Origin of the sequence: Enterococcus sp. DIV2371, assembly GCF_050498525.1 — a bacterium.
Lineage (GTDB): Bacteria > Bacillota > Bacilli > Lactobacillales > Enterococcaceae > Enterococcus_B > Enterococcus_B mangumiae.
Genome location: NZ_JBIPAJ010000001.1, coordinates 2,603,608 through 2,627,635, shown reverse-complemented (window position 1 = coordinate 2,627,635; position 24,028 = coordinate 2,603,608). Strand labels below are relative to the sequence as shown.

At 39.1% G+C, this 24,028-nt stretch carries 23 protein-coding genes, 1 tRNA gene and 1 riboswitch; of the genes, 19 read left to right on the top strand and 5 right to left on the bottom strand.

The genetic code is table 11. The annotated features are described in order from the left end of the window. Window positions 1-19 precede the first annotated feature (19 nt). The 4 genes from IGL24_RS12305 (at window position 20) to IGL24_RS12290 (ending at window position 4,669) form a co-directional block, all read left to right on the top strand. Window positions 20-1,042: a hypothetical protein gene (locus tag IGL24_RS12305; RefSeq protein WP_207115138.1), complete on the top strand. Its 1,023-nt coding sequence runs from the start codon at window positions 20-22 to the stop codon at window positions 1,040-1,042. 241 nt (window positions 1,043-1,283) lie between these two features. Further along, window positions 1,284-3,053: a PTS mannitol-specific transporter subunit IIBC gene (locus tag IGL24_RS12300; RefSeq protein WP_207115137.1), complete on the top strand. Its 1,770-nt coding sequence runs from the start codon at window positions 1,284-1,286 to the stop codon at window positions 3,051-3,053. Between the two features lie 13 nt (window positions 3,054-3,066). Then, the gene (locus tag IGL24_RS12295) at window positions 3,067-3,504 is read left to right on the top strand and encodes a PTS sugar transporter subunit IIA (protein WP_206855271.1); all 438 of its coding nucleotides are present in this window, start codon (window positions 3,067-3,069) and stop codon (window positions 3,502-3,504) included. Between the two features lie 13 nt (window positions 3,505-3,517). Continuing rightward, window positions 3,518-4,669 carry a mannitol-1-phosphate 5-dehydrogenase gene (locus IGL24_RS12290; RefSeq protein ID WP_207700005.1) on the top strand — a complete coding sequence of 384 codons (1,152 nt, stop codon included), beginning with the start codon at window positions 3,518-3,520 and terminating at the stop codon, window positions 4,667-4,669. A 119-nt stretch (window positions 4,670-4,788) separates the two neighbouring features. Here IGL24_RS12290 and IGL24_RS12285 read toward each other — a convergent pair whose 3' ends face one another. The 3 genes from IGL24_RS12285 to IGL24_RS12275 form a co-directional block, all read right to left on the bottom strand. Then, a complete protein-coding gene (locus IGL24_RS12285) occupies window positions 4,789-5,490 on the bottom strand; it encodes a type 1 glutamine amidotransferase (RefSeq protein ID WP_206855277.1) in 702 nt (233 codons plus the stop codon). Then, a complete protein-coding gene (locus IGL24_RS12280; protein ID WP_207115136.1) occupies window positions 5,483-6,835 on the bottom strand; it encodes a Mur ligase family protein in 1,353 nt (450 codons plus the stop codon). Before IGL24_RS12280 ends, IGL24_RS12285 begins: the two co-directional genes overlap by 8 nt. Before the next feature lie 199 nt (window positions 6,836-7,034). Next, a complete protein-coding gene (locus tag IGL24_RS12275; protein ID WP_207700006.1) occupies window positions 7,035-8,435 on the bottom strand; it encodes a potassium transporter TrkG in 1,401 nt (466 codons plus the stop codon). Window positions 8,436-8,795: 360 nt separating this feature from the next. Here IGL24_RS12275 and IGL24_RS12270 point away from each other — a divergent pair, with 360 nt between their 5' ends. The 4 genes from IGL24_RS12270 to IGL24_RS12255 all read left to right on the top strand — a co-directional run bounded on the left by IGL24_RS12270 (window position 8,796) and on the right by IGL24_RS12255 (window position 11,961). Continuing rightward, on the top strand, window positions 8,796-9,263 hold the full coding sequence (locus IGL24_RS12270; RefSeq protein WP_206855284.1) for a hypothetical protein: 468 nt from the start codon (window positions 8,796-8,798) through the stop codon (window positions 9,261-9,263). Beyond that, window positions 9,260-10,039: a DUF6681 family protein gene (locus IGL24_RS12265; RefSeq protein ID WP_206855286.1), complete on the top strand. Its 780-nt coding sequence runs from the start codon at window positions 9,260-9,262 to the stop codon at window positions 10,037-10,039. The genes IGL24_RS12270 and IGL24_RS12265 overlap by 4 nt, the downstream gene beginning before the upstream one ends. 205 nt (window positions 10,040-10,244) lie before the next feature. After that, window positions 10,245-10,814: a signal peptidase I gene (gene lepB, locus IGL24_RS12260; protein ID WP_206855288.1), complete on the top strand. Its 570-nt coding sequence runs from the start codon at window positions 10,245-10,247 to the stop codon at window positions 10,812-10,814. Window positions 10,815-11,007: 193 nt separating this feature from the next. Next, window positions 11,008-11,961, top strand: a complete 954-nt coding sequence (locus IGL24_RS12255; protein WP_207115134.1) for a peptidylprolyl isomerase — start codon at window positions 11,008-11,010, stop codon at window positions 11,959-11,961. A 134-nt stretch (window positions 11,962-12,095) separates the two neighbouring features. Here the strand turns inward: IGL24_RS12255 and IGL24_RS12250 are convergent, their stop codons facing one another. Further along, on the bottom strand, window positions 12,096-12,695 hold the full coding sequence (locus IGL24_RS12250) for a class I SAM-dependent methyltransferase (protein WP_207115133.1): 600 nt from the start codon (window positions 12,693-12,695) through the stop codon (window positions 12,096-12,098). A gap of 178 nt (window positions 12,696-12,873) precedes the next feature. Between IGL24_RS12250 and IGL24_RS12245 the strand changes: the two genes are divergently transcribed. The 7 genes from IGL24_RS12245 to upp all read left to right on the top strand — a co-directional run bounded on the left by IGL24_RS12245 (window position 12,874) and on the right by upp (window position 20,017). Further along, window positions 12,874-13,458, top strand: coding sequence for a thymidine kinase (locus tag IGL24_RS12245; protein ID WP_207115132.1), 585 nt, complete (start codon window positions 12,874-12,876; stop codon window positions 13,456-13,458). 2 nt (window positions 13,459-13,460) lie between these two features. Next, complete coding sequence (gene prfA, locus IGL24_RS12240) at window positions 13,461-14,534, top strand: peptide chain release factor 1 (RefSeq protein WP_206855294.1); 1,074 nt, start codon at window positions 13,461-13,463, stop codon at window positions 14,532-14,534. Then, window positions 14,527-15,363: a peptide chain release factor N(5)-glutamine methyltransferase gene (gene prmC, locus IGL24_RS12235; protein ID WP_207115131.1), complete on the top strand. Its 837-nt coding sequence runs from the start codon at window positions 14,527-14,529 to the stop codon at window positions 15,361-15,363. Before prfA ends, prmC begins: the two co-directional genes overlap by 8 nt. A 192-nt stretch (window positions 15,364-15,555) precedes the next feature. Further along, a complete protein-coding gene (locus IGL24_RS12230) occupies window positions 15,556-16,581 on the top strand; it encodes an L-threonylcarbamoyladenylate synthase (protein WP_207115130.1) in 1,026 nt (341 codons plus the stop codon). Between the two features lie 187 nt (window positions 16,582-16,768). Beyond that, window positions 16,769-18,013 (top strand): serine hydroxymethyltransferase, encoded by a 1,245-nt coding sequence (gene glyA, locus IGL24_RS12225; RefSeq protein ID WP_206855301.1) that lies wholly within the window; start codon window positions 16,769-16,771, stop codon window positions 18,011-18,013. A gap of 215 nt (window positions 18,014-18,228) precedes the next feature. Next, on the top strand, window positions 18,229-19,170 hold the full coding sequence (locus tag IGL24_RS12220) for an alpha/beta hydrolase (protein WP_207700007.1): 942 nt from the start codon (window positions 18,229-18,231) through the stop codon (window positions 19,168-19,170). A gap of 217 nt (window positions 19,171-19,387) precedes the next feature. Next, on the top strand, window positions 19,388-20,017 hold the full coding sequence (gene upp, locus IGL24_RS12215; protein ID WP_010736621.1) for a uracil phosphoribosyltransferase: 630 nt from the start codon (window positions 19,388-19,390) through the stop codon (window positions 20,015-20,017). Between the two features lie 93 nt (window positions 20,018-20,110). Here the strand turns inward: upp and IGL24_RS12210 are convergent, their stop codons facing one another. After that, complete coding sequence (locus IGL24_RS12210; RefSeq protein WP_206855304.1) at window positions 20,111-20,353, bottom strand: hypothetical protein; 243 nt, start codon at window positions 20,351-20,353, stop codon at window positions 20,111-20,113. A 120-nt stretch (window positions 20,354-20,473) separates the two neighbouring features. Here IGL24_RS12210 and IGL24_RS12205 point away from each other — a divergent pair. The 4 genes from IGL24_RS12205 to ribA all read left to right on the top strand — a co-directional run bounded on the left by IGL24_RS12205 (window position 20,474) and on the right by ribA (window position 24,016). Continuing rightward, window positions 20,474-20,546: transfer RNA gene (locus tag IGL24_RS12205), tRNA-Thr, on the top strand. A 376-nt stretch (window positions 20,547-20,922) separates the two neighbouring features. Then, window positions 20,923-21,056: riboswitch (FMN riboswitch) on the top strand. 109 nt (window positions 21,057-21,165) lie between these two features. Beyond that, window positions 21,166-22,239 (top strand): bifunctional diaminohydroxyphosphoribosylaminopyrimidine deaminase/5-amino-6-(5-phosphoribosylamino)uracil reductase RibD, encoded by a 1,074-nt coding sequence (gene ribD / locus IGL24_RS12200; RefSeq protein ID WP_207115152.1) that lies wholly within the window; start codon window positions 21,166-21,168, stop codon window positions 22,237-22,239. Continuing rightward, a complete protein-coding gene (locus tag IGL24_RS12195) occupies window positions 22,224-22,844 on the top strand; it encodes a riboflavin synthase (protein WP_207115128.1) in 621 nt (206 codons plus the stop codon). Before ribD ends, IGL24_RS12195 begins: the two co-directional genes overlap by 16 nt. Then, window positions 22,841-24,016 carry a GTP cyclohydrolase II gene (gene ribA / locus IGL24_RS12190; protein ID WP_207115127.1) on the top strand — a complete coding sequence of 392 codons (1,176 nt, stop codon included), beginning with the start codon at window positions 22,841-22,843 and terminating at the stop codon, window positions 24,014-24,016. Before IGL24_RS12195 ends, ribA begins: the two co-directional genes overlap by 4 nt. Window positions 24,017-24,028 lie beyond the last annotated feature (12 nt).

Sequence of the window (24,028 nt, the reverse complement as noted above, 5' to 3'; positions counted from 1 at the left end):
GAATAAGGGAGGGCAGCGTATGGCGAAAGAAACTGCAATCATCGACCAGATTCATCACTTACAAGTAGAAGAAACCCAGTTAGATTTGTTTCAGGCTTTGGAATATTTAGAAACTGAAAACCGCCGGGTCTTGATGGCAAACATACAAGGACATTGTCGCCTACGTATTTATGATCGTAAGGGAGTACTTTTGCTGGAGAAGATTCTACAATTTCCATTAACTGAGGAGATTGAAGAAGTATTAGATTCAGACTGGGAGAAAGTCAAAGAAACAAATAAAACAGAAAAGAAGATGCTTTTCACTGATCCAAGCAATAGGTGGAAAAAGTATCAGTTATCACGAATTGATTGGAAAAAGATCATCCAGCGATTACTTCTCAGTGGAGTAATCGTTTTTGTTGTTATACGAGGTGCCAGCATGTTTGTCGGACAAAGTGCAAATAACGAACCAAAAGTAACTGAGGACTCTCAGAACATTTCATGGCAGTCACTAGTCGAAGCAGGAGCATATGACGAAGCTGCTGAAAAATATCCGGATCAGTATCAACAATTGCTCGATCATTTAGTGGAACAACAGGAATTTTCTTGGGTTGAGAAGCTGAACGAGCAAAGACCAACAGGAAATGCGACGTTCGATCTAGCTTTTTATCAGAAAGATTGGGAAACAGTGATTGTGACCCACGTGGAACAATTAACAGAACAACGCCAAGTCAAGTTGGCAATTGCCTATTTGGAACTTGAACAAATCGAAGAAGCAGTTGTGTTGAATCGCCATATAAACCAGCCAGAGATTACTTTGACAATCGATCAGTTTTATTTGCAAGAAAGTCTTGATTGGTTGAAAGAAAAAGAAATAGACAAGGCGAAAGAGCTGTCTCAAAATATCCAGACGGAAGAATTGAAAGCGGTGATGGCGGCTTATATCGAGCAAGCAGCCATTATCTTAGATTTTATTCGCTTCTATGAGGATTCTTCTGATCGTTCTGACAGTGTAAAACTTTGGGAAGAGCGATTGGCTCGTTTGGGGGAATCAGTAGAATGAGAAGAATGCCCGACAGCACAACAATGCTACAGCCTGTTGGATGAGGTTTTTACAATATACCCAAAGATAGAAAAAGAGCTATTGTTTCTATGTCTTTAAGAAATGTCAAATATCTTGCATCACCACAGTCCTTTTCAATCCTCCATATTTTGGCACAAATGATCGTGCCAAAGTCCGACTATTTATCTCGTTCGTAAGCGGATACAATTTGGTTAAAGAAAGAGAAAAAGGAGCGGTTGAAGTGGAAAAGACGATGCCAAAAAATAAAATTTCATTCAAAGCAAAAGTACAAAAGTTAGGAAGTACCTTATCCAGTATGGTGATGCCAAACATTGGAGCATTGATTGCCTGGGGTGTCCTTACGGCATTATTTATTCCAGATGGCTATTTACCAAATGAAGCATTTGCTTCGATGGTAGGCCCGATGTTGACCTATCTGATCCCGCTATTGATCGGCTATACCGGAGGGAAAGTCATCGGTGGTGATCGTGGTTCAGTCGTAGGAGCCATCGCAACGATGGGTGTGATTGTCGGAACAGATATCCCGATGATGCTTGGTGCGATGATCATGGGTCCATTAGGTGGCTATGCCATCAAGAAATTCGATCAAATTTTTCAAAAGCATATCAAATCAGGGTTTGAAATGTTGGTCAATAACTTCTCTGCAGGATTGATCGGTTTTGCGCTAGCATTGCTTGGCTTTTCTGCCATTGGTCCAGTGGTCGATACATTGACGCAAGCGATGGCAACAGGCGTTGAAGCAATTTTAAATGCAAATTTGATTCCATTGACAAGTATTTTTATCGAGCCAGCTAAAATTCTATTTTTGAATAATGCGATCAATCACGGTATTTTGACACCTTTAGGCACAGAACAAGTAGCTTCCGCAGGACAATCGATCCTTTTCTTATTGGAATCAAACCCTGGACCTGGGCTAGGTGTATTGTTAGCTTTCACAATGTTCGGTAAAGGGGCAGCAAAATCTTCTGCACCTGGCGCAATCATCATCCACTTCTTAGGTGGGATCCATGAGATTTACTTCCCATACGTGATGATGAAACCGTTATTATTCTTATCAGTGATTTTCGGTGGGATGACAGGCAGTTTCGTTTTCCAATTGATGGATGCTGGATTACGCGCACCGGCTTCACCGGGTTCGATCATTGCAATTTTAGCAATGGCACCGCTAAGTGCATACCTACCAGTTATTCTAGGGATCGTCGCTGCAACAGCTGTTTCTTTCGGGATCTCTGCGGTCATTCTAAAAGCTGATGCAAAAGAAACCAGTGAAGACTTTGAAAAATCAGTTGAAGCGACTCGCCAAGCAAAACAGCAAGCCAAAGGAACTGGAACAGCAACTCAAGGACAACCCGCGCTTTCAGCAGTCAAAAAAATCATTTTCGCCTGTGATGCTGGTATGGGATCAAGTGCAATGGGCGCTTCCTTATTAAGAAAAAAAGTACAAGAGCATCACTTACCTCAAACAGTGACCAATCAAGCAATCAGTCAACTGTCTGATGAAGCAGACGTATTGATCGTCACACAAGTCGAGTTACAGGAACGGGCAAAACAAAAAGCGCCAAATGCTCATTTCGTTGCAGTTGAAAACTTTTTGAATTCACCAAAATATGATGAAATCATTCAAGCTTTAGGGAGTAAAGAAGAACAACAAGTCACGGAACAAGCCGCGCCTTCACCGGAAGATCTAGATTTAGCTGAACTTAAAAACGTCAAAGAGATTTTACTTGTTCATGATGATCGCTCCGGTTCTGCCACAATGGGACTATCATTACTAAAAGATATCTTGAAGAAAAACCAATTAGAGATTCCTTTGAAAAAAATCAATATCGATGATTTGACGGAACATCCGAACACGTTGATCGTATCAAAAGAATCGTTATCTGAGGAAGCACGTTCAGTGGCTCCGCATTCGCTTCATTTTTCTGTCGCAACAATGGTCAGCCCGCAAAAATATGAAACGATTGCTCATTATTTGAAAAAAGTAGCTTAGAGGAGGAAGTAAAATGTCTGAATTAGCATTTGATATGATCGAGTTGAATAAGTCTTTTGCAACAAAAGAAGAGGCAATCAGATACTGTGGTAGAAAATTAGTCGAAGCAGGTTGTGTCGAGGAACCTTATATTGACGCGATGGTGGAACGTGATGCAATGTTGTCTGTTTATATGGGGAATTTCATTGCGATCCCTCATGGAACAGATGAAGCTAAAACCTTTGTCAAAAAATCAGGGATTTGTGTGATCCAAGTACCAGATGGCGTCAATTTCGGGACAGAGCAAGAAGAAAAAATCGCGACCGTTCTGTTTGGGATCGCCGGAGTAGGAGAAGAGCATTTACAGTTGGTCCAACAAATCGCTCTATACTGTAGCGATATGGATAATGTCGTCCAACTGGCAGATGCGTTGAGTAAAGAAGAAGTCACACAAAATCTAGCAATTGCCTAAGGAGAGAAGAAGAATGAGAGCAGTACACTTTGGGGCCGGTAATATCGGCAGAGGATTTATAGGTGAGATTTTAGCAGAAAATGGCTTTGAGATCACATTTGTTGATGTCAATCAACCACTCATTGATGCTTTGAACAAACAAGGACGTTATAAGATCGAATTAGCCGATGAATCTAAAGAGCAGATCATCGTTGAACAGGTTCGAGGATTGAACAACCAAAAAGAGCCTGAACAAGTAATCAAAGAAATTGCGCAAGCAGATCTTGTCACTACAGCAATTGGTCCAAATATTTTATCATTCATTGCAGAGTTGATCGCAAAAGGTATCGAACAAAGAGAACAAGTGGGCAATGAGCAACCCCTAGACATCATCGCTTGTGAAAACATGATTGGCGGCTCACAGCACCTAAAAACGGAAGTATATAAGTACCTAACTGATAGTGGATTTGCGGATAAATGGATTGGTTTCCCAAATGCAGCAGTGGATCGTATCGTACCGATGCAACACCATGAAGATCCTTTATTCGTGCAAGTGGAACCGTTCAAAGAATGGGTCATTGATGACACTCAAAGAAAAAATAAAGAGATTTCGTTAGATGGCGTACTATACGTCAAAGACTTGGAACCTTACATTGAACGTAAACTATTCAGTGTAAATACAGGACATGCGACAGTGGCTTATACCGGTGCCTTATTAGGATATGCCACGATCGACGAGGCAATGCAAGATTCACTAGTTGTTGCTCAACTAAAATCAGTACTTCAAGAAACAGGAAGTCTACTTGAGGCAAAATGGGGCTTTGATAACAAACAACACGAAGCATATATTGAGAAGATCATCCAACGCTTCCAAAATAAATATATCTCAGATGCGATCACTCGTGTTGCACGAACACCTTTACGTAAATTAGGGTATCAAGAACGCTTTACTCGTCCCGTTCGTGAGTTGCAAGAATACAATTTGACTTGTCCGCATTTGACAGCTACGATGGGCATCATTTTTAACTACTATGATCCAGAAGATGAGCAAAGTCGTCAGCTACAAGAGATGAAAGTCCAAGAGAACATGGAGCAGTTGATCCAAGAAGTCACAGGTATCCATGATCCAACGACCATCAGTAACATCAAACAAAATGTGATGCGTTATGCGAAACAAGTTGCTTGATGATCGAGAAGATCGATAGGCGATAAAAGTAGACAGTGAAGAAACCTCCCACAATATCTCAGATATTTTGGGAGGTTTTTAGCTGTTTTATTTTTTCCAGTTGATCATTCAGTACCTAATCATTTGATCGGGGCTGCGGCAACGGTTGGTAGATCAAGTTCTTTTCCATAACGATTCTCTAACGCTAAGCGAACCAGACGTTCTGCTAAATGCTCATTGCGGGCTAAGATCGGACCATGGAAATAGGAGCCGAAAACGTTGCGGTAAATGACACCTTCTGATTGATCTTCGCCATTATTGCCTTGACCTTTGACGATTTTTCCAAGTGGGCGTTCGCCTTCACCAAGAAATGTTCGACCATTATGATTTTCAAATCCATAATAAGTTTCGTTGAATTCTTCGTTGTGGATCACGATGTCACCGATAAAGCGATTATTCTCTTGGCTCAACGTATAATGATCCAACGCACTGATTCCTTGGATTTTTTCGCCGTTTGCGCCCATATAATAATGGCCAAGAAGTTGATAACCGCCACAAATGGCAAGGATCACACCATCATTTTCAATATAGTTGATCAATGATTCTTTCTTTTCTTGAATGTCTTTTGAGATGATCATTTGCTCAAAGTCTTGACCACCCCCAAAGAACACTAAATCATATTTGTCTGCCTCAAAGGGTTCATGGATGCTGACGATCTCGGTGTGAGAAGTGACGCCCATTTTTTTGGCGATATATTGGAGCATCAGTAGATTCCCGTTGTCGCCGTAAGTATTCATCAGATTCCCATAGAGATGGGCAATACGTAATTCATAGTTAGCCACGATTCATGCCTCCTTTGATAAAGCCTTGACTCGCTAATTCTTTTCGTAATTGTAAAACGGCTGTATATGTCGCTAAGATGTAGACATGGTCTGTCGGTAGTTGTTTGATTTTTTCAATGACTTCCGTCAATTCTTTTGATTGTGTCAATCTGTCTTCTGCGATACCAGCTACTTTCAAACGTAGTGCCATATCGGTGTGGCGATCACCACCAGCAATCACAGCAGGAATCTCCATCTCTGCAAAACGTTCGAATTCACCATCCCAGATCCAGCTTACATCGATCCCATCTGCGTAGTTCGCATTTAGTAGGGCGACTAATGAGAATGGATAAGGCGCATGTCCCATCATATCGATGACTTGGTTGATCCCTACAGGATTTTTGACAAGGACTAATGTGCAAGATTTGCCGCCGATCTGGATCACTTCTTGACGACCAAATACTTTTTCATCGTAGCCTAAGCCTTGTCTGATTTTTTCTGGAACGACCCCATAATATTCAGCAACCGCTGTAGCCGCTAAAGCATTATAGACATTGTACATCCCACCAACTTCGATGCCATATTCGTTGCCGTCGATGACGAAATCAGCTGATTTATTGTCCATGCGTTTCATTTCTGTCAAACGATAATCCAGTTCTGGACGTTTGAAATCACAATTTGGACAGTAGTATTTACCTAAGTTTGCATAAGTGATCATTTTGTAATGCAAGATATGATGACATTTTGGACACAACACGCCATCTGTATTGTAATGCGCCATCTGTTCGCGGTCTTCTTCGTGATCAAATCCATAATATTTTCTAGGATTGACTGTCTCGACTGAATTGAAAATCGGTGAATCGCCATTACTGATGATCGTTGCCTCTGGTGATTTTGCCGCACCATCAACGATCATTTTATAAGTAGTATAGATTTCACCGTAACGATCCATTTGGTCACGGAAAATGTTTGTGAACAAGAATAGCTCAGGTTTGATGTATTCAGTCACTCTACTTAGACTGGCTTCATCGATCTCTAATACTGCAAATTTCTTTTTCCCTTTTCCAGCTTTTGCTTGTAAAAAAGTTGAAACGATTCCTTGGACCATATTTGCGCCAGTAGGATTCGTCAAGACTTCATCAAATTGTTGTCGTAAAATATTGACCGTCAAAGCGGTTGTCAACGTTTTGCCGTTTGTTCCGGTTACGACAACGACTTGATAGTCTTTTGCTAATGTATCTAAAATGTGAGGATCGATCGATAAAGCAAGTTTACCGGGTAAGCTTGATCCTCCCTTGAAGAATGTTTTTAGTCCCCATTGTGCGGTTTTACCAACTGCAATCGCAAACTGACTGCGTATTCCCATTATGTAACCTCCAAAACGTCATAATTACTAATAAATTCAACTAATCATACCATATGTTGAAAAAAAGGTTAAATTGCTTTGTCTTATTTTACAAAACTTTATATTGTTAGCAAAACAAAAAAGAAAGAAGCGAGAAAACGAATAATCATCGCTTCCTTGCTTCTTACCATCGATTTTTCCGGACGAATCATAGGTTTGCTTAACCGATAATGATTTTCTCGGTCGGATATTCATAACCTAAATCTCGTGTTTCTTTTGGTACAAATAACATTAGTGTGTACAACATACCGATACGCCCAATGAACATCAAAGCACCGATCGTGATTTTACCGAGTGGCGATAGATCACCGGTGATACCTAGTGAAAGTCCAGTTGTTCCAAAAGCAGAAGTGACCTCCACGATAATCGAGATGAGCGGTTGCTTCTCCGTAGCGGAGAGAAAGAGGATACAGAAAAAGCACATCCCTAAGGAAAGCATAAAGACGACCACTGATTTTCGGACATCATCTTCATCGATTCGGCGACCAAAAATATTGATATTGTCTTCACTTTTCAAAAACGAGTAAAGATACAAACCAATGATCGCTACCGTCGTCGTTCGGATACCCCCGCCGACAGAACTCGGACTACAACCAATAAACATCAATAAAGAAAAGACGATCAATGTAGTGATTTGGAAGTCACCGAGATCATGGATCTGTAAACCGGCATTTCGAGTTGTCATGGAATAAAACATGGAATTGATCCACTGGACACTCGGATGCAAATCTTGGAACAGATGATTTTTTTCAAGTAAATAAATCAAGACAGTCCCACTTACGAATAAGATGACAAAAGCCAACACCGCAAGCTTCGTAAATAAGGAAAACCGAAAAGGAATCTTCGCTTTTGTTTTTCGATACAAAAGCCATTCTCTAAATTCCATCAATACTGGAAAACCGATCCCACCAATAAAAATCAGAAACATGATCAAAAATAAAAAAGGGTAGTCATGTTCAAAGGGTTTGATCGAATCGCCAGTGATGTCAAAACCGGAATTGGTGACTGCAGAAATGGCTTGATAAAATCCATGGAAAACAGCCTCATGCCAATGATCAAAATAACCTCGCAGATAAAAATAGACTGAGAACAAGGCACCAAATAGTAACTGGAACCAAAGCAGTATGACAAAAGTGATCCGAATCAAACGAACGATACCAGACAAGCGTGGTTGGTTCATATCTGTCATGATCAATTGTCTCTGACGTAACGTGATCCGACGTTTAGAAAAGATAATAAATGCTGTTGAGATCATCATGATCCCGAGACCGCCTACCTGAAACAAGACCTCAAGTAAAATAATACCGTTATTGTTAAAAATCGCATGGATGTCAAATGTTGAAAGCCCCGTTACACTGATCGTACTGATTGCCATAAAAAGCATATCGATAAAAGGTACGTGACTATCTGGGTTTCGAAAAAATGGGACGTAAAACAAGCCCAAAGAAATCAATGTCATTAAAATATAATAAAATACGATGATTTGGATAGAAGAAAAGTGACTGGAAGCGTATCTTTCGCTCCGCCTTCGCCATTTTCGAAAAAAAAGATTCAATTGCACAAATTCGATCCTCCTTGTTAAGTGTTTCTTCCAGTATACCGACATTAAAATAAATACACAAAGAAATAATAAAACTAAAATTTACCAGAATGTTAGTTATTGGAAAAGTCGCTTGTAATGAAGAGGATTTTGCTAGAAAACTTCGAAGGCAATCAGTGATATAATGAGAGTTATCAACAAATAAAAAGTGGTCTAATCACTTTTAAAAAGCTCAGCGAGTAAATCTACACAAAAGTTTCATGAAAAAATAAGAAAAAAATAAGAAATTTATGGTAAAACTAAAGAAGAACTGTGAGAAAAAATAAACTTTTGCCAGAAAATCAGGACTTTAAGGGCAACAAGAAAAAAGGATGAGAGAATATGCGGAAAGTAGCACCTATATTAAAGCCGATCGCTGTATTGACGATTTCGACGATTGTTGCTACCACGACAGGCATCGTTAATAGTTCCAGCTATCGTGCGCCAAGCCGTTCGACGACAGAGACTACCACGACTTCCACAAATGAAGGAGTAGGACAAACGACTGATACGGTGGAAACAACACCGACGACGGTCGAACAAGAAACAACTAATTCAACATATAATCAACACTCAATACCGGAAAGTTCGGTCAACGAGGGTGATTCAAGCTATACAACCGACTCGATACCTCAAAGCCAAGAAGAAAATGATATCGATTCACAGACGACACCAAGTGAAACAACACCAAGTAGCACAACGCCAAGCTCTTCTACACCAAGTGAAGGCAACATGAATGAAAATAATACACCTACAGAAAATTCAGCTGAAACACAGATGTATAATCAACAGGCAGGTGACGAAGAATGACGTTTATATTAGATATCATCAACGGGATACACAAGTTTTTAGGCTATTTAGATATCAGTCCTAAATATTTGAACCGAGGCTATACTGTATTAAGTGTGATTCCAACCGTCTATCTTTTACGAATTGTTTACGGGTTATGGCAAAACCAAAACTATTTGCAATTCTTTTTATATGGATTAGGCTTTTTAGCACTTTTATACTTCACCGTTTTAAATGTGTTTTATTACTTTTTTGATAAAAACTCAAAAGCCGATGTGACCCAAGTGATCGTGAAGTATCTACCCGATGAAGCGTTCAATATCGAAGGGGAAACCGTTCGTGGGAATAACGGAAGCATCGACAAAGTCAACACGGAAAAAGCAAATGTTCTATTTGATGAAGACTACCAATTGAAGTTAGCAGAGAATATGCACTATTTGATTGAAAAAGGGGAAATCAGTGTCAATGAACTTGGACGGATGGACGGATTTTTGATCGATAGAAATACACTTTATCCGTATTATTACGTGAAAAAAGTCTCTGACAAAACCTATCAGTTAAGTATCGGTCGTAATTATTCCAGCATGGAAAAAGTCGGAACGATCAAGGTCGACTCTCCAGAAGATCATATTGAGCCAGTTGGCTTGTTCATTGCGGGTGGTGATTTCGTCAAAGATGGTCTTAGATACCACGAGCCTTATCGTTTGAAGTTGATCATCAAGAAAAATCAACCACAAGAACAAGAAGGTGAAGTCACTTATAGTCGAAGCCAACGAAGAAAAAAAGCTAAGATATAGTTTGGGATTCGCCCCATGAACGTTTATTCAGCTCTTGTACGGAGAATACAGGGTAAAGCACACTGCTTTCACAATACTAGGCTCATTATCGATACATGAGCTGATACTTATTCTTTCTTTTAATTGATAAAAACTGTAAAATAGAGAATAGTTAACAAGTAAATAAAAATAACATATGAATCTTTGATTAAATAGGAGGTACAGAGTGAAAAACTTTTTGAAAAATTGGGGCATCCTCATCGTTGTGTTAGCAGCCATCATCTTGGCAAGAGTCTATGTCTTTACACCAGTCACAGTCAGTGGTCACTCAATGGATCCCACATTACATGACGGACAACGTTTGATTTCATCAAAAATTTCAGATCTTGATCGTTGGGATATCATTACAACAAAAGAACCTGGGGACGAAGAACGGATGATCGTGAAACGAATCATTGGTATGCCAGGCGATACGGTAAAAATGGAAAATGATCAGCTATACATCAATGGGGAAAAGCAAGATGAACCTTATTTAGATGAGTACAAAAAAGAATTTTCAGAAGATAAACTGCAAGATGAATATTCGTATAATTCAGCCTTTCAATCTCAAGCTGAAAATTCTGAAACATTCACTAGTGATTTCGAATTCACTGTTCCTGAAGGACAATACTTGGTACTTGGGGACAATCGCTTGATTTCAAAAGATAGCCGTATGTTTGGGTTAGTCGATGAAGACTTGATCCAAGGAAAAGTCGTTTTCCGTTATTGGCCATTGAATAGAATCAACATTATTTAAAAAAATTTAGAAGAGCGTGGAACGAACGACTAGGGCATTGATAACCCTCAGATGTTTGTCCACGCTCTTTTTAGTATGCACACTGATTTTAAAATTTCGATAAGATTGACTCATCTTCAAATTTTGTTCAAAAATTACATATAAAGTAATAAAAGAATCAATGTAATTATAAATAGTTAATAGGAGTGACCGCATGAAAAAATTTATTTCAGTATTAGCCGTATCATCAGGATTAGTTTTATTTTCTGCATGTACACCAAATTCGACAAATCAAGCCGCAGTGACCTATAAAGGGGGTACGATCTCAGAACAAGAATTGGTCGACCAATTGAAAAAAATAAATGGTGCAGAAACAGCCGTCCAAAATTTGATCATTTTCCAAATTTTTGAAGAAAATTATGGCGACAAAGTTTCAGCTGAAGATGTGGAAAAAGAATACAACGATAGTAAAGAAGCACTCGGTGATTCCTTTGATTCTCAATTGAAATTAGCCGGATATACGACTGAAACTTATAAAGAAGAAATAAAAAAAGGATTAGCTTATAAAGCAGGTCTACGAGCAAATGTCGATTTGACTGATGAAGATCTTAAAACAGCCTGGGAATCCTTCCACCCAGAAGTAGAGGCGCAATTGATCAAAGTAACGAGTGAAGATGACGCCAAGGAAATCAAAAAATCACTTGATGATGGTGGCGACTTTGCGAAAATAGCGAAAGAAAAATCGACGGATGAAGCGACAAAAGAAAATGGTGGCACCATCACCTTTGATTCGCAGTCCACAAGTGTGCCGACGGAAGTCAAACAAGCGGCATTCAAGCTTAAAAATGAGGAAGTGTCTGATGTCATCACCGCAGTCAATTCCTCTACGAATGCAACGGAATATTATCTAGTGAAAATGGTCAAGCAACAAGAAAAAGGCAATGATATGTCGAAATATAAAGAAGAACTAGAAAAAATAGCAACAGAGACAAAAATAGCAGATCCAACATTCGTACAAGAAGTTGTGCGTAATGAATTGAAAAAAGCAAATGTTAAAATCAAGGATGAAGATTTCAAAAATGTATTAAGCGGGTTAATGACAGAACCATCAACAAGCGGAAATTCAACCGATGCGTCCACAGATTCTTCAACAGAATCGTCAGACTAGTTGATCCTCGCGATGACAACATTCAACTTAGGAATGTATATATAAATACGCAAAAAGCCGAAAATATAAGAAATTATTTTCGGCTTTTTGAGTATTGTTTAGATATTTCGATTTTTCCTCTGAATAAAAAATCCCTATTCTTTGTTAGCTATTGCTAAAAACAAAGAAGCATCTTGTTTCATAAACAGTTTTTTTCCGTGATGGAATGTTTGGATAGAAATTGAGTTGAATCCAGCGAGTTTTAATTGTTCGCTCAACTCCTCATGGTCAAAGCCATTATGGACTTTTGGATGTTGGATGTTTTCGTTCTTATCGAAGTCAACGATATAAAGTTTTCCACTTGGCTGAAGCATGTGAAAAAGCTGTTTTAAAATGACATTCGTTTCTGGAATATGCAACAAGACTAAAGATAGTAGAAGGATATCGGCTTTCTCTTCCGGTAACTCCATTGTGGCATCCACTTCGACCGTTCGCACATTTGCTTGATTTGTCTCTTTGATTTTTTTGTCAGCCATTGCCAACATTCCTGCGGCTGAATCAATGATGATCAGTTCTTTAAAACATGAGGCAAGAGGTAACGTGACGAGACCAGTTCCTCCACCGTAATCGATCAATTTCTGGTCATGAGTCTGTTCAGAAAATTCTTTTTCAATCGCTGAACGAATCGTGGCTGCTAATTGGATTCGTTCGGGGGTATCATAGTGGTTCGCCATTTGGTGGAATATTTCGGACATAAGTGTCCTCCTTTATTTTTCATTCGATTATACCAAAAGAATCGCGTCTGAGTTCTTTTTCTATAATATAAATTTGGCTATTTCTTCCATAGAAAATCCCTTTCAAAAATTCTCACTGTAAAAATGATTTAAAATCAAGTATAATACCATAGGAACAAACTGGAAGGTGAATGAGGACATGGCACAACTATTTTTTAAGTATGGCGCAATGAACAGCGGCAAGACAATCGAGATTTTAAAAGTTGCACATAATTATGAGGAACAAAATAAACCGGTTGTTTTGATGACCAGCGGAATCGATACGAGAGATGGCGTTGGCGTAGTTTCAAGCAGAATCGGCCTGAAACGTGAAGCAATCCCTATTTTTGAAACGACCGATGTATTTAAAGTCATCCAACAGATGGAACATCCACCATACTGTGTGTTGATCGATGAAGCGCAGTTCTTAACAAAAGGACATGTCTTAGCATTCACGAGAATCGTTGATGAACTAAATATTCCGGTGATGGCATTCGGATTAAAAAATGATTTTAGAAATGAATTATTTGAAGGATCGAAGTATTTATTGCTTTATGCAGACAAAATTGAAGAAATGAAAACGATCTGCTGGTTCTGCCATAAAAAAGCAATGATGAATTTACACTATATAGACGGAACACCGGTATACGAAGGCGACCAAGTCCAAATCGGCGGAAATGAAGCCTACTATCCAGTATGTCGGAAACACTATTTTCATCCATTGATGATCACAGAAGGAGATTAAGCATGTACGATCAATTACAATCAATCGAAGACCGTTACGAAGAGCTTGGGGAACTACTGAGTGACCCAGAAGTGATTTCAGATACGAAACGTTTCATGCAGCTGTCAAAAGAAGAAGCAAACACACGTGAAACGGTTGAAGTCTATCGTCGTTACAAAGAAGTTGTTCAAGGTATCAAAGATACGGAAGAACTACTTGGTGAAAAGTTAGACGACGAAATGGCAGAAATGGCTAAAGAAGAATTAGCTGATTTGAAAAAAGAAAAAGAAGAGCTAGAAGAAAAAATCAAGATTTTATTATTACCAAAAGATCCAAACGATGATAAAAACATCATCATGGAGATTCGAGGAGCTGCTGGAGGAGACGAAGCTGCACTATTTGCTGGCGATCTATTCTCGATGTATCAACGATATGCGGAAGGACAAGGCTGGAAAACAGAAGTTTTAGAAGCAAGTGTTACAGGGATCGGTGGCTACAAAGAAGTCATCATGATGATCTCAGGTGAGAATGTTTACTCGAAATTAAAATATGAAAGTGGCGCACATCGTGTCCAACGCGTACCTTCAACAGAATCTCAAGGACGGATCCATACATCAACAGCGACAGTCGTGGTCATGCCTGAAGCAGAAGAAGTAGAAATCGAATTGGCGGACAAAGATATCCGTATCGATATTTACCATGCTTCTGGAGCTGGTGGACAGCACGTCAACAAAACAGCATCTGCGGTACGTTTGACACACTTGCCAACAGGGATCGTGGTAGCGATGCAAGATGAACGTTCACAATTGAAAAACCGTGAGAAAGCGATGAAAGTCTTACGTGCGCGCGTCTATGATAAAATCCAACAAGAAGCGCAAAGCGAATATGATGCGAATCGTAAATCTGCGGTAGGAACTGGCGATCGTTCAGAGCGTATCCGTACCTATAATTTCCCGCAAAATCGTGTGACAGACCATCGTATTGGTTTGACGATCCAAAAATTAGATCAGATTTTAGCTGGAAAACTAGATGAGATCGTTGACGCATTGATCGTGTATGATCAAACATCTAAGTTGGAAGAGATGCAAAATGGATAAAACCTATCGAGAAGTCCTCACACGGGCTTCTTCTTTTTTAGAAGAACAAGGCGTGGAAGGCTATAATATCCAATTTGTCTTTCTCGAAAGAAAGCAGTGGACAAAGCTTGATTGGCTCATGCGGATGAATGAACCAATCACAACCGAGGATCAAGCTATGATCGATGCAGATATGAAACGACTAGCGCAACATTATCCGCCTCACTATTTATTAGGTTATGCTGAATTTTTCGATCACCGCTTGAAAGTCACGGAAGCAACCTTGATCCCTCGACCAGAAACGGAAGAATTAGTTGCACTTTGTTTAGCTGAAACAAGTGAAAAAACATTAAATGTAGTAGATATCGGTACAGGGACAGGAGCAATCGCAATCAGTTTAAAAGCCGCAAGAAAGAACTGGCACGTCTCAGCCATTGACTTATCTTTAGAAGCACTAGCTGTAGCGAAGGAAAATGCAGAAAATGAACAAACGACCATCGATTTTTATCATGGCAATACGTTAGAACCTGTCATGGATCAAACCTTTGATGTCATCATTTCAAATCCCCCATACATCAGTCACTCGGAATGGGCAGTGATGGATGAAAGCGTGCGAACCTTTGAACCCAAGATGGCATTATTTGCTGAAGAAGAAGGTTTAGCGATCTATCAAAAAATCGCACAGGAAGCTGCACAAGTCTTAGCCAGTGATGGACAACTATTTTTAGAGATCGGTTTCCAACAAGGAGAAGCAGTCAAAGAAATCATGCAACAAGCCTTTCCTACAAAAAAAGTACGGATCAAAAAAGATCTGTCAGGCAATGATCGCATGATTTTTGTCACTGATTGATTTGTGGATGAAAAAATTTTTTTCTGTTTTTTTATAATAAAAAAACACTGATTTGATAAGGATGAAAACGAATATTTTAGTTATCAACATACTTATCCACTATTGACAAACTAGTTATCAACAATTTGTGTATAACTAGAAGAAGAAATGGGATAAAACAAGGATTTTGAAAAAAGAGGATGTGGATAGACTGTGGAAACAAGAAAATATGATGAAACACAACTGAATGAAGCTGCCAAGGAATTAGCAGCAGGAAATCTAGTCGCTTTTCCAACGGAAACTGTCTATGGACTAGGCGCTAATGCTCTTTTACCAGAAGCGGTCAAGCAAGTATTTACAGTGAAAGGTCGGCCACAAGACAACCCATTGATCGTCCATGTGGCTTCGTTTGAACAAGTAAAAGAGTTTGTGGACAACTTTCACCCACTAACAGAGCAAATTGTGAAAAACTTCTGGCCAGGACCACTGACTTTGATCTTTCAAATCAAAAAAGGGGGTTTACCGGGGATTGTCACAGGAGGGTTATCCACAGCTGCATTTCGTATGCCAGATAACAAAAAAACATTAGAATTGATCCAATTAGCAGGTGTACCACTTGTAGGTCCAAGTGCCAATACTTCAGGGAAACCAAGTCCGACCACAGCAGACCATGTCTTTCATGATCTAAACGGAAAAATCACAGGAATCATTGACGACGGGGCAACAAGAATCGGTGTGGAATCGACAGTGATCGATTTAAGTGATCCATCTGCACCACCAATGATCTTACGACCAGGAGCGATCACGAAAGAACAGCTAGAAGCAGTAGTCAAGAGTCCAGTCGCAACAGATCGGCATTTAGTAAAAGAATCAGAAACGCCAAAATCTCCTGGAATGAAATACAAACATTACTCACCAGATACACGAGTATTGATGGTCGAAGAAGAGGATTGGTCAGAGGCGATTGCCTGGACAAAAGAACAAGGATTACGTACAGGAGTTTTAGCTGGACCGATGATTGCTGAGAAAGTCCGTAAAGATGTCGCAGCAATTTACATGTATTACGATGATTCAGTAGAAGCTGCCACAAAAGGACTATTTGCAGGATTACGTGGCTTGGACGATGAGCGATTAGCACTTGATTTGATTTTAGTGCAAGTCGCACCTGAAGAAGGTCTAGGAATTGCGTATATGAATCGGCTGAAAAAAGCCGCAGGACAAAATTATTTTAAAAAATGATCCAGAAGTGATTGCTGCAAAATCATTCTATGATACAATCTAGGAAACAAACTAAAATTGCTATTTGAGAATTAATGTTCGTATTCTTAACTAGTAAGCACAGGTTAGCATCAAAAAAAGTCAAATATACTGAACATTCATTTGAAATTTAGAGATGTTGACACATAATGAAAAGGAGTTGTTGTTTGTGGTAGACTACAAAACGTTTGACCCTGATCTATGGGCGGCAATCGCAAAAGAAGAGGAAAGACAAGAATATAATCTGGAACTGATCGCTTCTGAAAACTTTGTCTCTGAAGCTGTGATGGCGGCACAAGGAAGTATTTTGACGAATAAGTACGCAGAAGGTTATCCAGGTCGTCGCTATTATGGTGGCTGTGAATTTGTGGATATCGTTGAGAATCTGGCAATCGATCGCGCAAAAGAATTATTTGATGCGAAATTTGTCAACGTCCAACCACATTCTGGCTCACAAGCCAATACAGCGGCATACCTTGCTCTAGTTGAACCAGGAGATACGATCCTCGGAATGGATCTTTCAGCTGGTGGACATTTGACACATGGTTCTCCTGTCAATTTTAGCGGAAAAACCTATAACTTCGTGGCTTATGGCGTAGATCCAACAACAGAAGTCATTGACTACAACGTTGTACGTATCTTAGCTAGAAAACACCAACCCAAGCTGATCGTAGCAGGAGCAAGTGCATATGGCCGAACGATCGATTTTGAAAAGTTCAGAGAAATCGCCGATGAAGTCGGAGCAAAATTGATGGTCGATATGGCACATATTGCAGGTCTAGTGGCAGCTGGCGTGCATCCAAGCCCGATCCCTTACGCAGATATCACAACAACGACTACACATAAAACATTACGAGGACCTCGTGGCGGGATGATTTTGACTAACGATGAAGAATTAGCGAAAAAAATCAATAGTGCCGTTTTCCCAGGAATCCAAGGTGGACCTTTGGAACATGTGATTGCCGGAAAAGCAGCCGCATTCAAAGAAGCATTGACTCCCGATTTTAAAGAATACAGCGAACAAATCATTGCTAATGCAAAAGCGATGGCAAAAGTATTCAATCAATCGATCGGTACACGCGTGATCTCAGGTGCTACAGATAACCATTTGATTTTGATCGATGTACGTGACTTAGAATTGAACGGAAAAGAAGCAGAAGCTATTTTGGATAGTGTCCATATCACTGTCAATAAAAACTCGATTCCGTTTGAAACACTTAGCCCATTCAAAACAAGTGGTATCCGTATCGGAACACCAGCCATCACTACTCGTGGCTTCCGTGAAGAAGATGCAGCAAAAGTTGCTGAGTTGATCGTCAAAGCCCTACAAGCAAAAGATGACGAAGCTCAATTAGCAGAAGTCCGTACAAGCGTACGTGAATTAACAGAGAAATTCCCTTTATATAAAAAATAAATCGTATCAAACAATAAAGATGTTAGAAATCAGAAAAGGTGAGTCGATCAAACATGCAGATGTTCGATTGGCTCACCTTTTTTTCTGTCTTATGCCTTGGTGTTGATCGCTTCTTTCACAACCTCTTCAATCTGATTTTTTGACTTTTGTTTGGTTGCTCTCTAGTATATGAGGTGTAATTTTATTTGTTGCATTCAATTTAGGGAGGAATCCGTATGACTGATCGAATTTCATTAGAAAAAGAAGCAATTGAGTTTAGTGATGCTAATGCACCGCACCCGCGAATCTATGAGTTACCTCCAGAAGAAGGACGTGATCTTCTAGAAGAAGTTCAAGGCTCCTCTGTGGAAAAATTACCTGTGGATATCGAAGATTTGAAAATCGATACCAATGAATGGGGACAAATCAATGTGCGCTTTATCCGTCCTGAAGGAAATGTTGAAAAATTACCTGTCATATTTTATATACACGGCGCTGGTTGGGTATTTGGCAGTGCCAAGACACATGATAAATTGATTCGAGAATTGGCTGTTCGAACGAACTCGATCGTGGTTTTTCCTGAGTACAGTCGATCACCAGAAGCAAAATATCCGATTGCCATTGAACAAAACTACGCTATTTTACAAAAACTTGCGGAGCTCGCTGAGTCGAAAGGCTTGGATCTTGAGAACCTGACAGTCGCAGGCGATTCCGTTGGTGGGAATATGGCAACAGTAATGACGATTCTTGCAAAGCAACGTCAAGGATTACCAATCAAAAAACAATTATTATACTATCCAGTAACTGATGCGAATTTTGATACCGATTCTTATAACGAATTTGCAGAAAATTATTTCTTAACAAAAGAAGGAATGCAATGGTTCTGGGATCAATATACGACAGACGAAGAGAAACGAGCAGAAATCACAGCCTCTCCTTTACGTGCAAGTAAAGAAGAACTAACAGGGCTACCACCTGCAATGATCTTGACAGGAGAAGCAGACGTGTTAAGAGATGAAGGAGAAGCATATGCTAGAAAACTTCGTGAAGCAGGTGTTGAAGTGACACAAGCACGTTTCCAAGGTATCATCCATGATTTTGTCATGGTGAATGCGATGGATCAAACAAATGCGACACGAGCAGCGATGACTCTTTCGACAGAATGGCTAAAAAAATAGTTGTTTTTTTGTCATCTTTATCCAGTAATAAAATAAAAAAATAACAAAAAACGTCTGATTTTCAGGCGTTTCTGTTATTTATTGGTGATTTTTAAAAGAACACGCCTTTGTTTTTTTATTTCTTCGATTTTCTTTAGAAAAATGACGGGTAATACTAGTCAAGCCAGTGATTTTGTTTTACAATTAAAAAGAAACGAGAGAAAAAGGAGACAAAAAAATGGGCAAATTTCAAGTAATCGACCATCCATTGATCCAACACAAATTAACGATTATTCGCGACAAAAATTGTGGTACAAAAGTTTTCCGTGAGGTTGTTGATGAAATCGCTATGCTGATGGCATATGAAGTATCACGTGATATGCCACTTGAAGATATCGTCATCGAAACACCAATCACAGAAACAACACAAAAAACATTGTCTGGTAAAAAAGTAGCCATTATCCCAATCTTGCGCGCAGGTATTGGAATGGTTGACGGAATCTTAGAATTGATCCCAGCGGCTAAAGTCGGTCATATCGGATTATACAGAGACGAAGAAACATTGGCACCTCATGAATATTTTGTTAAATTGCCAGAAGATATTGATGCACGCCAATTATTCGTAGTTGACCCAATGTTAGCGACAGGTGGCTCAGCGATCATGGCAATCGATGCCTTGAAAGCACGCGGCGCTTCAAACATCAAATTTGTGTGCCTTGTTGCAGCTCCAGAAGGTGTTAAAGCCTTGCAAGAAGCACATCCAGATATTGATATCTATACTGCTTCATTAGATGAAAAATTAAACGACAAAGGTTACATCGTTCCTGGTTTAGGCGATGCTGGCGACCGTTTGTTTGGCACTAAATAAGAGAAATCAATGACAAGAAAAATCTGGGATTCCTCCCAGATTTTTTTGTCATTTATATAATAAAAACCATCCAATTGCTGGATGGTTGAAAAACTAAATCTTATGCATATCTTTGTAATTGATAATGATGACACCTTTACTTTGGGTCATCAAATCGGCATTCTCGTTCGTTTCATCAATTGCAACAACAGCAGAATTTTTCAATTGCTTGGAAATCGTTCCGGTTTGCGTTTTTCCATGAAGCATAAAGGTAACATGTGTATCAGTGGTAAATTTTTCTCCAAATTCTGACGGTTCGACCTTTGTCTCAAATTTTCCAAAAGTTGCCATTTTCATAAAACCTGCCTTTCATTTATAATTATAGCACATTTGTTGAAAAAAATCATGAAAGCAGAAAAAACTTCCAGATTACTCTTTACATTTTCTAACATAACGACTATAATTTCATTTGGAAACGCCAGCTTAGCTCAGTTGGTAGAGCAACGCACTCGTAACGCGTAGGTCGTAGGTTCGATCCCTATAGCTGGCATACGATAAAAGCAGTCATATCAAGGTTTTTACGCCTTTGATTTGACTGCTTTTTGTTTTTGTCGAAAAGGGAATGACTAAAAATGCCTACTTGCAATAATTTTATTCCAATTGTTCATTTTGATTGATTAATGAGACAGGAAAAGAAACAACTCTCAAAATTTTTACCTGTTCTTCTTGATTATTTAAAACGAACCTTAATCATAGGTCGGAAAATTTTTTTAATGTTTTATTAGTGCCCATTTTATAGACATATTACGGTATTCTATTCACACAATTCACACCAATTAAATGTTGACATCCGACCTACATTTAAATTTTATGTTTTTTTTAGGTTGACACATATGAGCTTTAAGAATATACTCTAAACGAATTGAATATTTCTTCGGGGCAGGGTGTAATTCCCGACCGACGGTGACGAGTTTACTCGAAGTCCGTGAACTACATTTTTGTGGTTGAGCCAGTGAAAATCTGGCACCGACAGTTAAAGTCTGGATGGGAGAAGAAAAATCGACTGAAGATCGGTTTTATTTGTATTAAAATCGATTATCTTTAGGTTTATTTAGTTATGCCCTGTGATTAATTTCACAGGGCATTTTTTGTTGAAAGGGGGAATTGATATGCACCAGTCTTTCATGTTAGCTGCAATTGAAGAGGCAAGAAAAGGAAAGGGAAAGACCTTTACCAATCCATTAGTTGGAGCGGCGATTGTCAAAGAAGGAAAGCTAATCTCACTAGGTGCGCATTTACATTATGGCGAAACTCACGCTGAAATAAATGCTATGCAAAATTGTAGTTCCCCCGAAGAACTGTTTGATTCAACTTTATATGTTACTTTAGAACCTTGTAACCACCAAGGAAAGCAGCCACCTTGTACGCAAGCCATTGTTCAGTCTGGTATTACAACGGTAGTCATAGGCCAACTTGATCCAAATCCTTTAGTAGCAGGAAAAGGCAGAAAATTTTTACAAAAGCATGGAATCAAAGTAATTGTAGGAGTAGAAGAAGAGAAATGTAGAGCACTGAATCCTTTTTATAACCATTTTTTTGAAATGGATCGTCCTTACATCACATTAAAACAAGCCGTTACACTAGATGGGAAAATTTCTATAAAGAAAGATTCTCGATACTCAATAACAGGTCAAGAGGCAATCTCAAGAGTACGCAAAGAGCGAGGAGAATATCAAGGAATCGTGGTGGGGAGCGAAACTGTTCTAGTTGATAACCCTCGTTTATTACCTGATGCCGCAACGATCTTCCCACCAGTACGCATTGTTTTGGATCGTAGAGGACGTATCATTAAAAGTCCTAAACTCGATCTTTTTCAAACGAGAACAAGTCCGGTCTGGATATTTACGGAAAATTCTAGGCTAAAGGAACGATTTCCCCATGTAACCATTTTTTATACACCTAAGTTTTCTTTTGCATTCTTTATTGAGATCATGAGAAAGAAAGGTGTTCAGTCGTTATATATTGAAGGTGGAGCGAAAATCCATGATGCTTTTTTAGCAGAAAATCTCTGGGATGAAGTCATCAGTTATATTGCACCCAAACTTTTTGGTGGAAAAAGTCCGATGTCCTTTCATAGTGAACGTTTAGATTCTAAAGACCAACAATTGGAATTTTTGGAAGTTGAACAGCTTGGAGAAGACATTCGAGTTAGGGGGAAACGAAAGCGATGTTCACAGGATTAATCATTGAACAAGGAATAGTCAAAGAAATTAGACGAAACCAACAAATGATCCAACTCACTTTTCAAGCTTCCAACAGTGTCCTACGTGATTATAAAATTGGTGATAGTATGGCAGTCAATGGGGTATGTTTAACGGCTATTGAGGTCTCAAGTACTGTTTTTAAAGCTGAAATAATGCCTGAAACCTTTAAACGTACCACTATCTCCACCATAAAAGTTGGAGATAGGGTAAATTTAGAACGAGCAGTTTCCATAACGCAACGCTTTGAAGGTCATTTTGTTGCAGGACATATTGATACTGTTACAAGGTTGATCAAGAAAGTAGAGAATCAAAACGCATTAGTTTTGACATTCGCGTATCCAACCAAATATGCAGGCGAGATCATTCCACAAGGATCAATTGCAATTAATGGAGTAAGTTTAACAGTTACGAATACAACAACAGCAAGCTTTTCAGTTAGTCTGATTCCACATTCCAAATCTTTGACAAATCTGGGGAATTTAGGTGTAGGACATCTTGTGAACATAGAAACGGATATCGTTGGAAAATATGTAAAGGCACAGAGTAATAAATTTGAGATGTACAAGGAGAAGGACTTACTATGAGTAATATTAATGAAGCAATAAATACTTTGAAAAAGGGTGGACTAATCATTGTAGCTGATGATGAAGATAGAGAATCAGAAGGGGATTTGGTTGGTTTAGCCGAATATGTGACACCAGAGTCGGTTAATTTCATGACCAAATTTGGTCGAGGATTAATCTGTGCACCAATATCTAAGAACATTGCGCACCACTTATCTTTAGGAGAAATGACAACTCATAATACTGATGCGTTTGGTACAGCTTTTACGATTAGTGTGGATCATAAACATACGGAGACTGGTATTTCAGCATTTGATCGAGCTACTTCCATTAAAGCATTGGCTGATCCTCACTCGAAATCAAATGATTTTCTTAGACCGGGACATATTTTTCCTTTGATTAGTGTAGAGGGTGGAACGCTTGTACGTCGAGGACACACCGAGGCTGCAATTGATTTAGCCAAATTAGCGAATAGTCTAGAGGCCGCTTATATTTGTGAGATCCTGAAAGAAGACGGGACCATGGCAAGGATGAAAGATCTGACACGTTTATCTGAAGAATGGCAATTACCCTTGATCACTATTGATGAGTTGGTCAATTTTTTAGAAGAAAGTAGTCATATAACAGTAAATTTACCGACAGATTATGGTGATTTCAAATTGACTATTTATGAAGATGGAGACAAACTGGAGCATTTATTGCTAACAAAAGGAGATATTCAAAATAATCAGTCGCCTACATTGGTCCGTGTTCATTCAGAATGTTTAACCGGTGATGTCTTTGGTTCTCATCGTTGCGATTGTGGTGAACAGTTGCATGAAGCGATGAGAATGATTGCAAAAGAGGGGACTGGAGCTATTCTTTATCTTCGTCAAGAAGGTCGTGGAATTGGGTTGAAAAATAAGTTAAAAGCTTATCAATTGCAGGAACAAGGATTTGATACGTATGAAGCAAATATTGAATTGGGCTTTGCTCCAGATGAACGGGATTATCATTTTGCAGCAGATATATTAAAAACAATTGGTGCAACTTCTGTTCGGTTACTAACAAACAATCCCGATAAAGTAACAGAATTACAACAAAGTGGAATTACGATTGTAGAAAGAGTGCCAATTGAAACCACTCCGCAAAAGGAAAACCAAGCCTATTTAAAAACAAAAAAAGATAAGTTCAATCATTACTTATCAGTATAAAAAAGGAGTAAA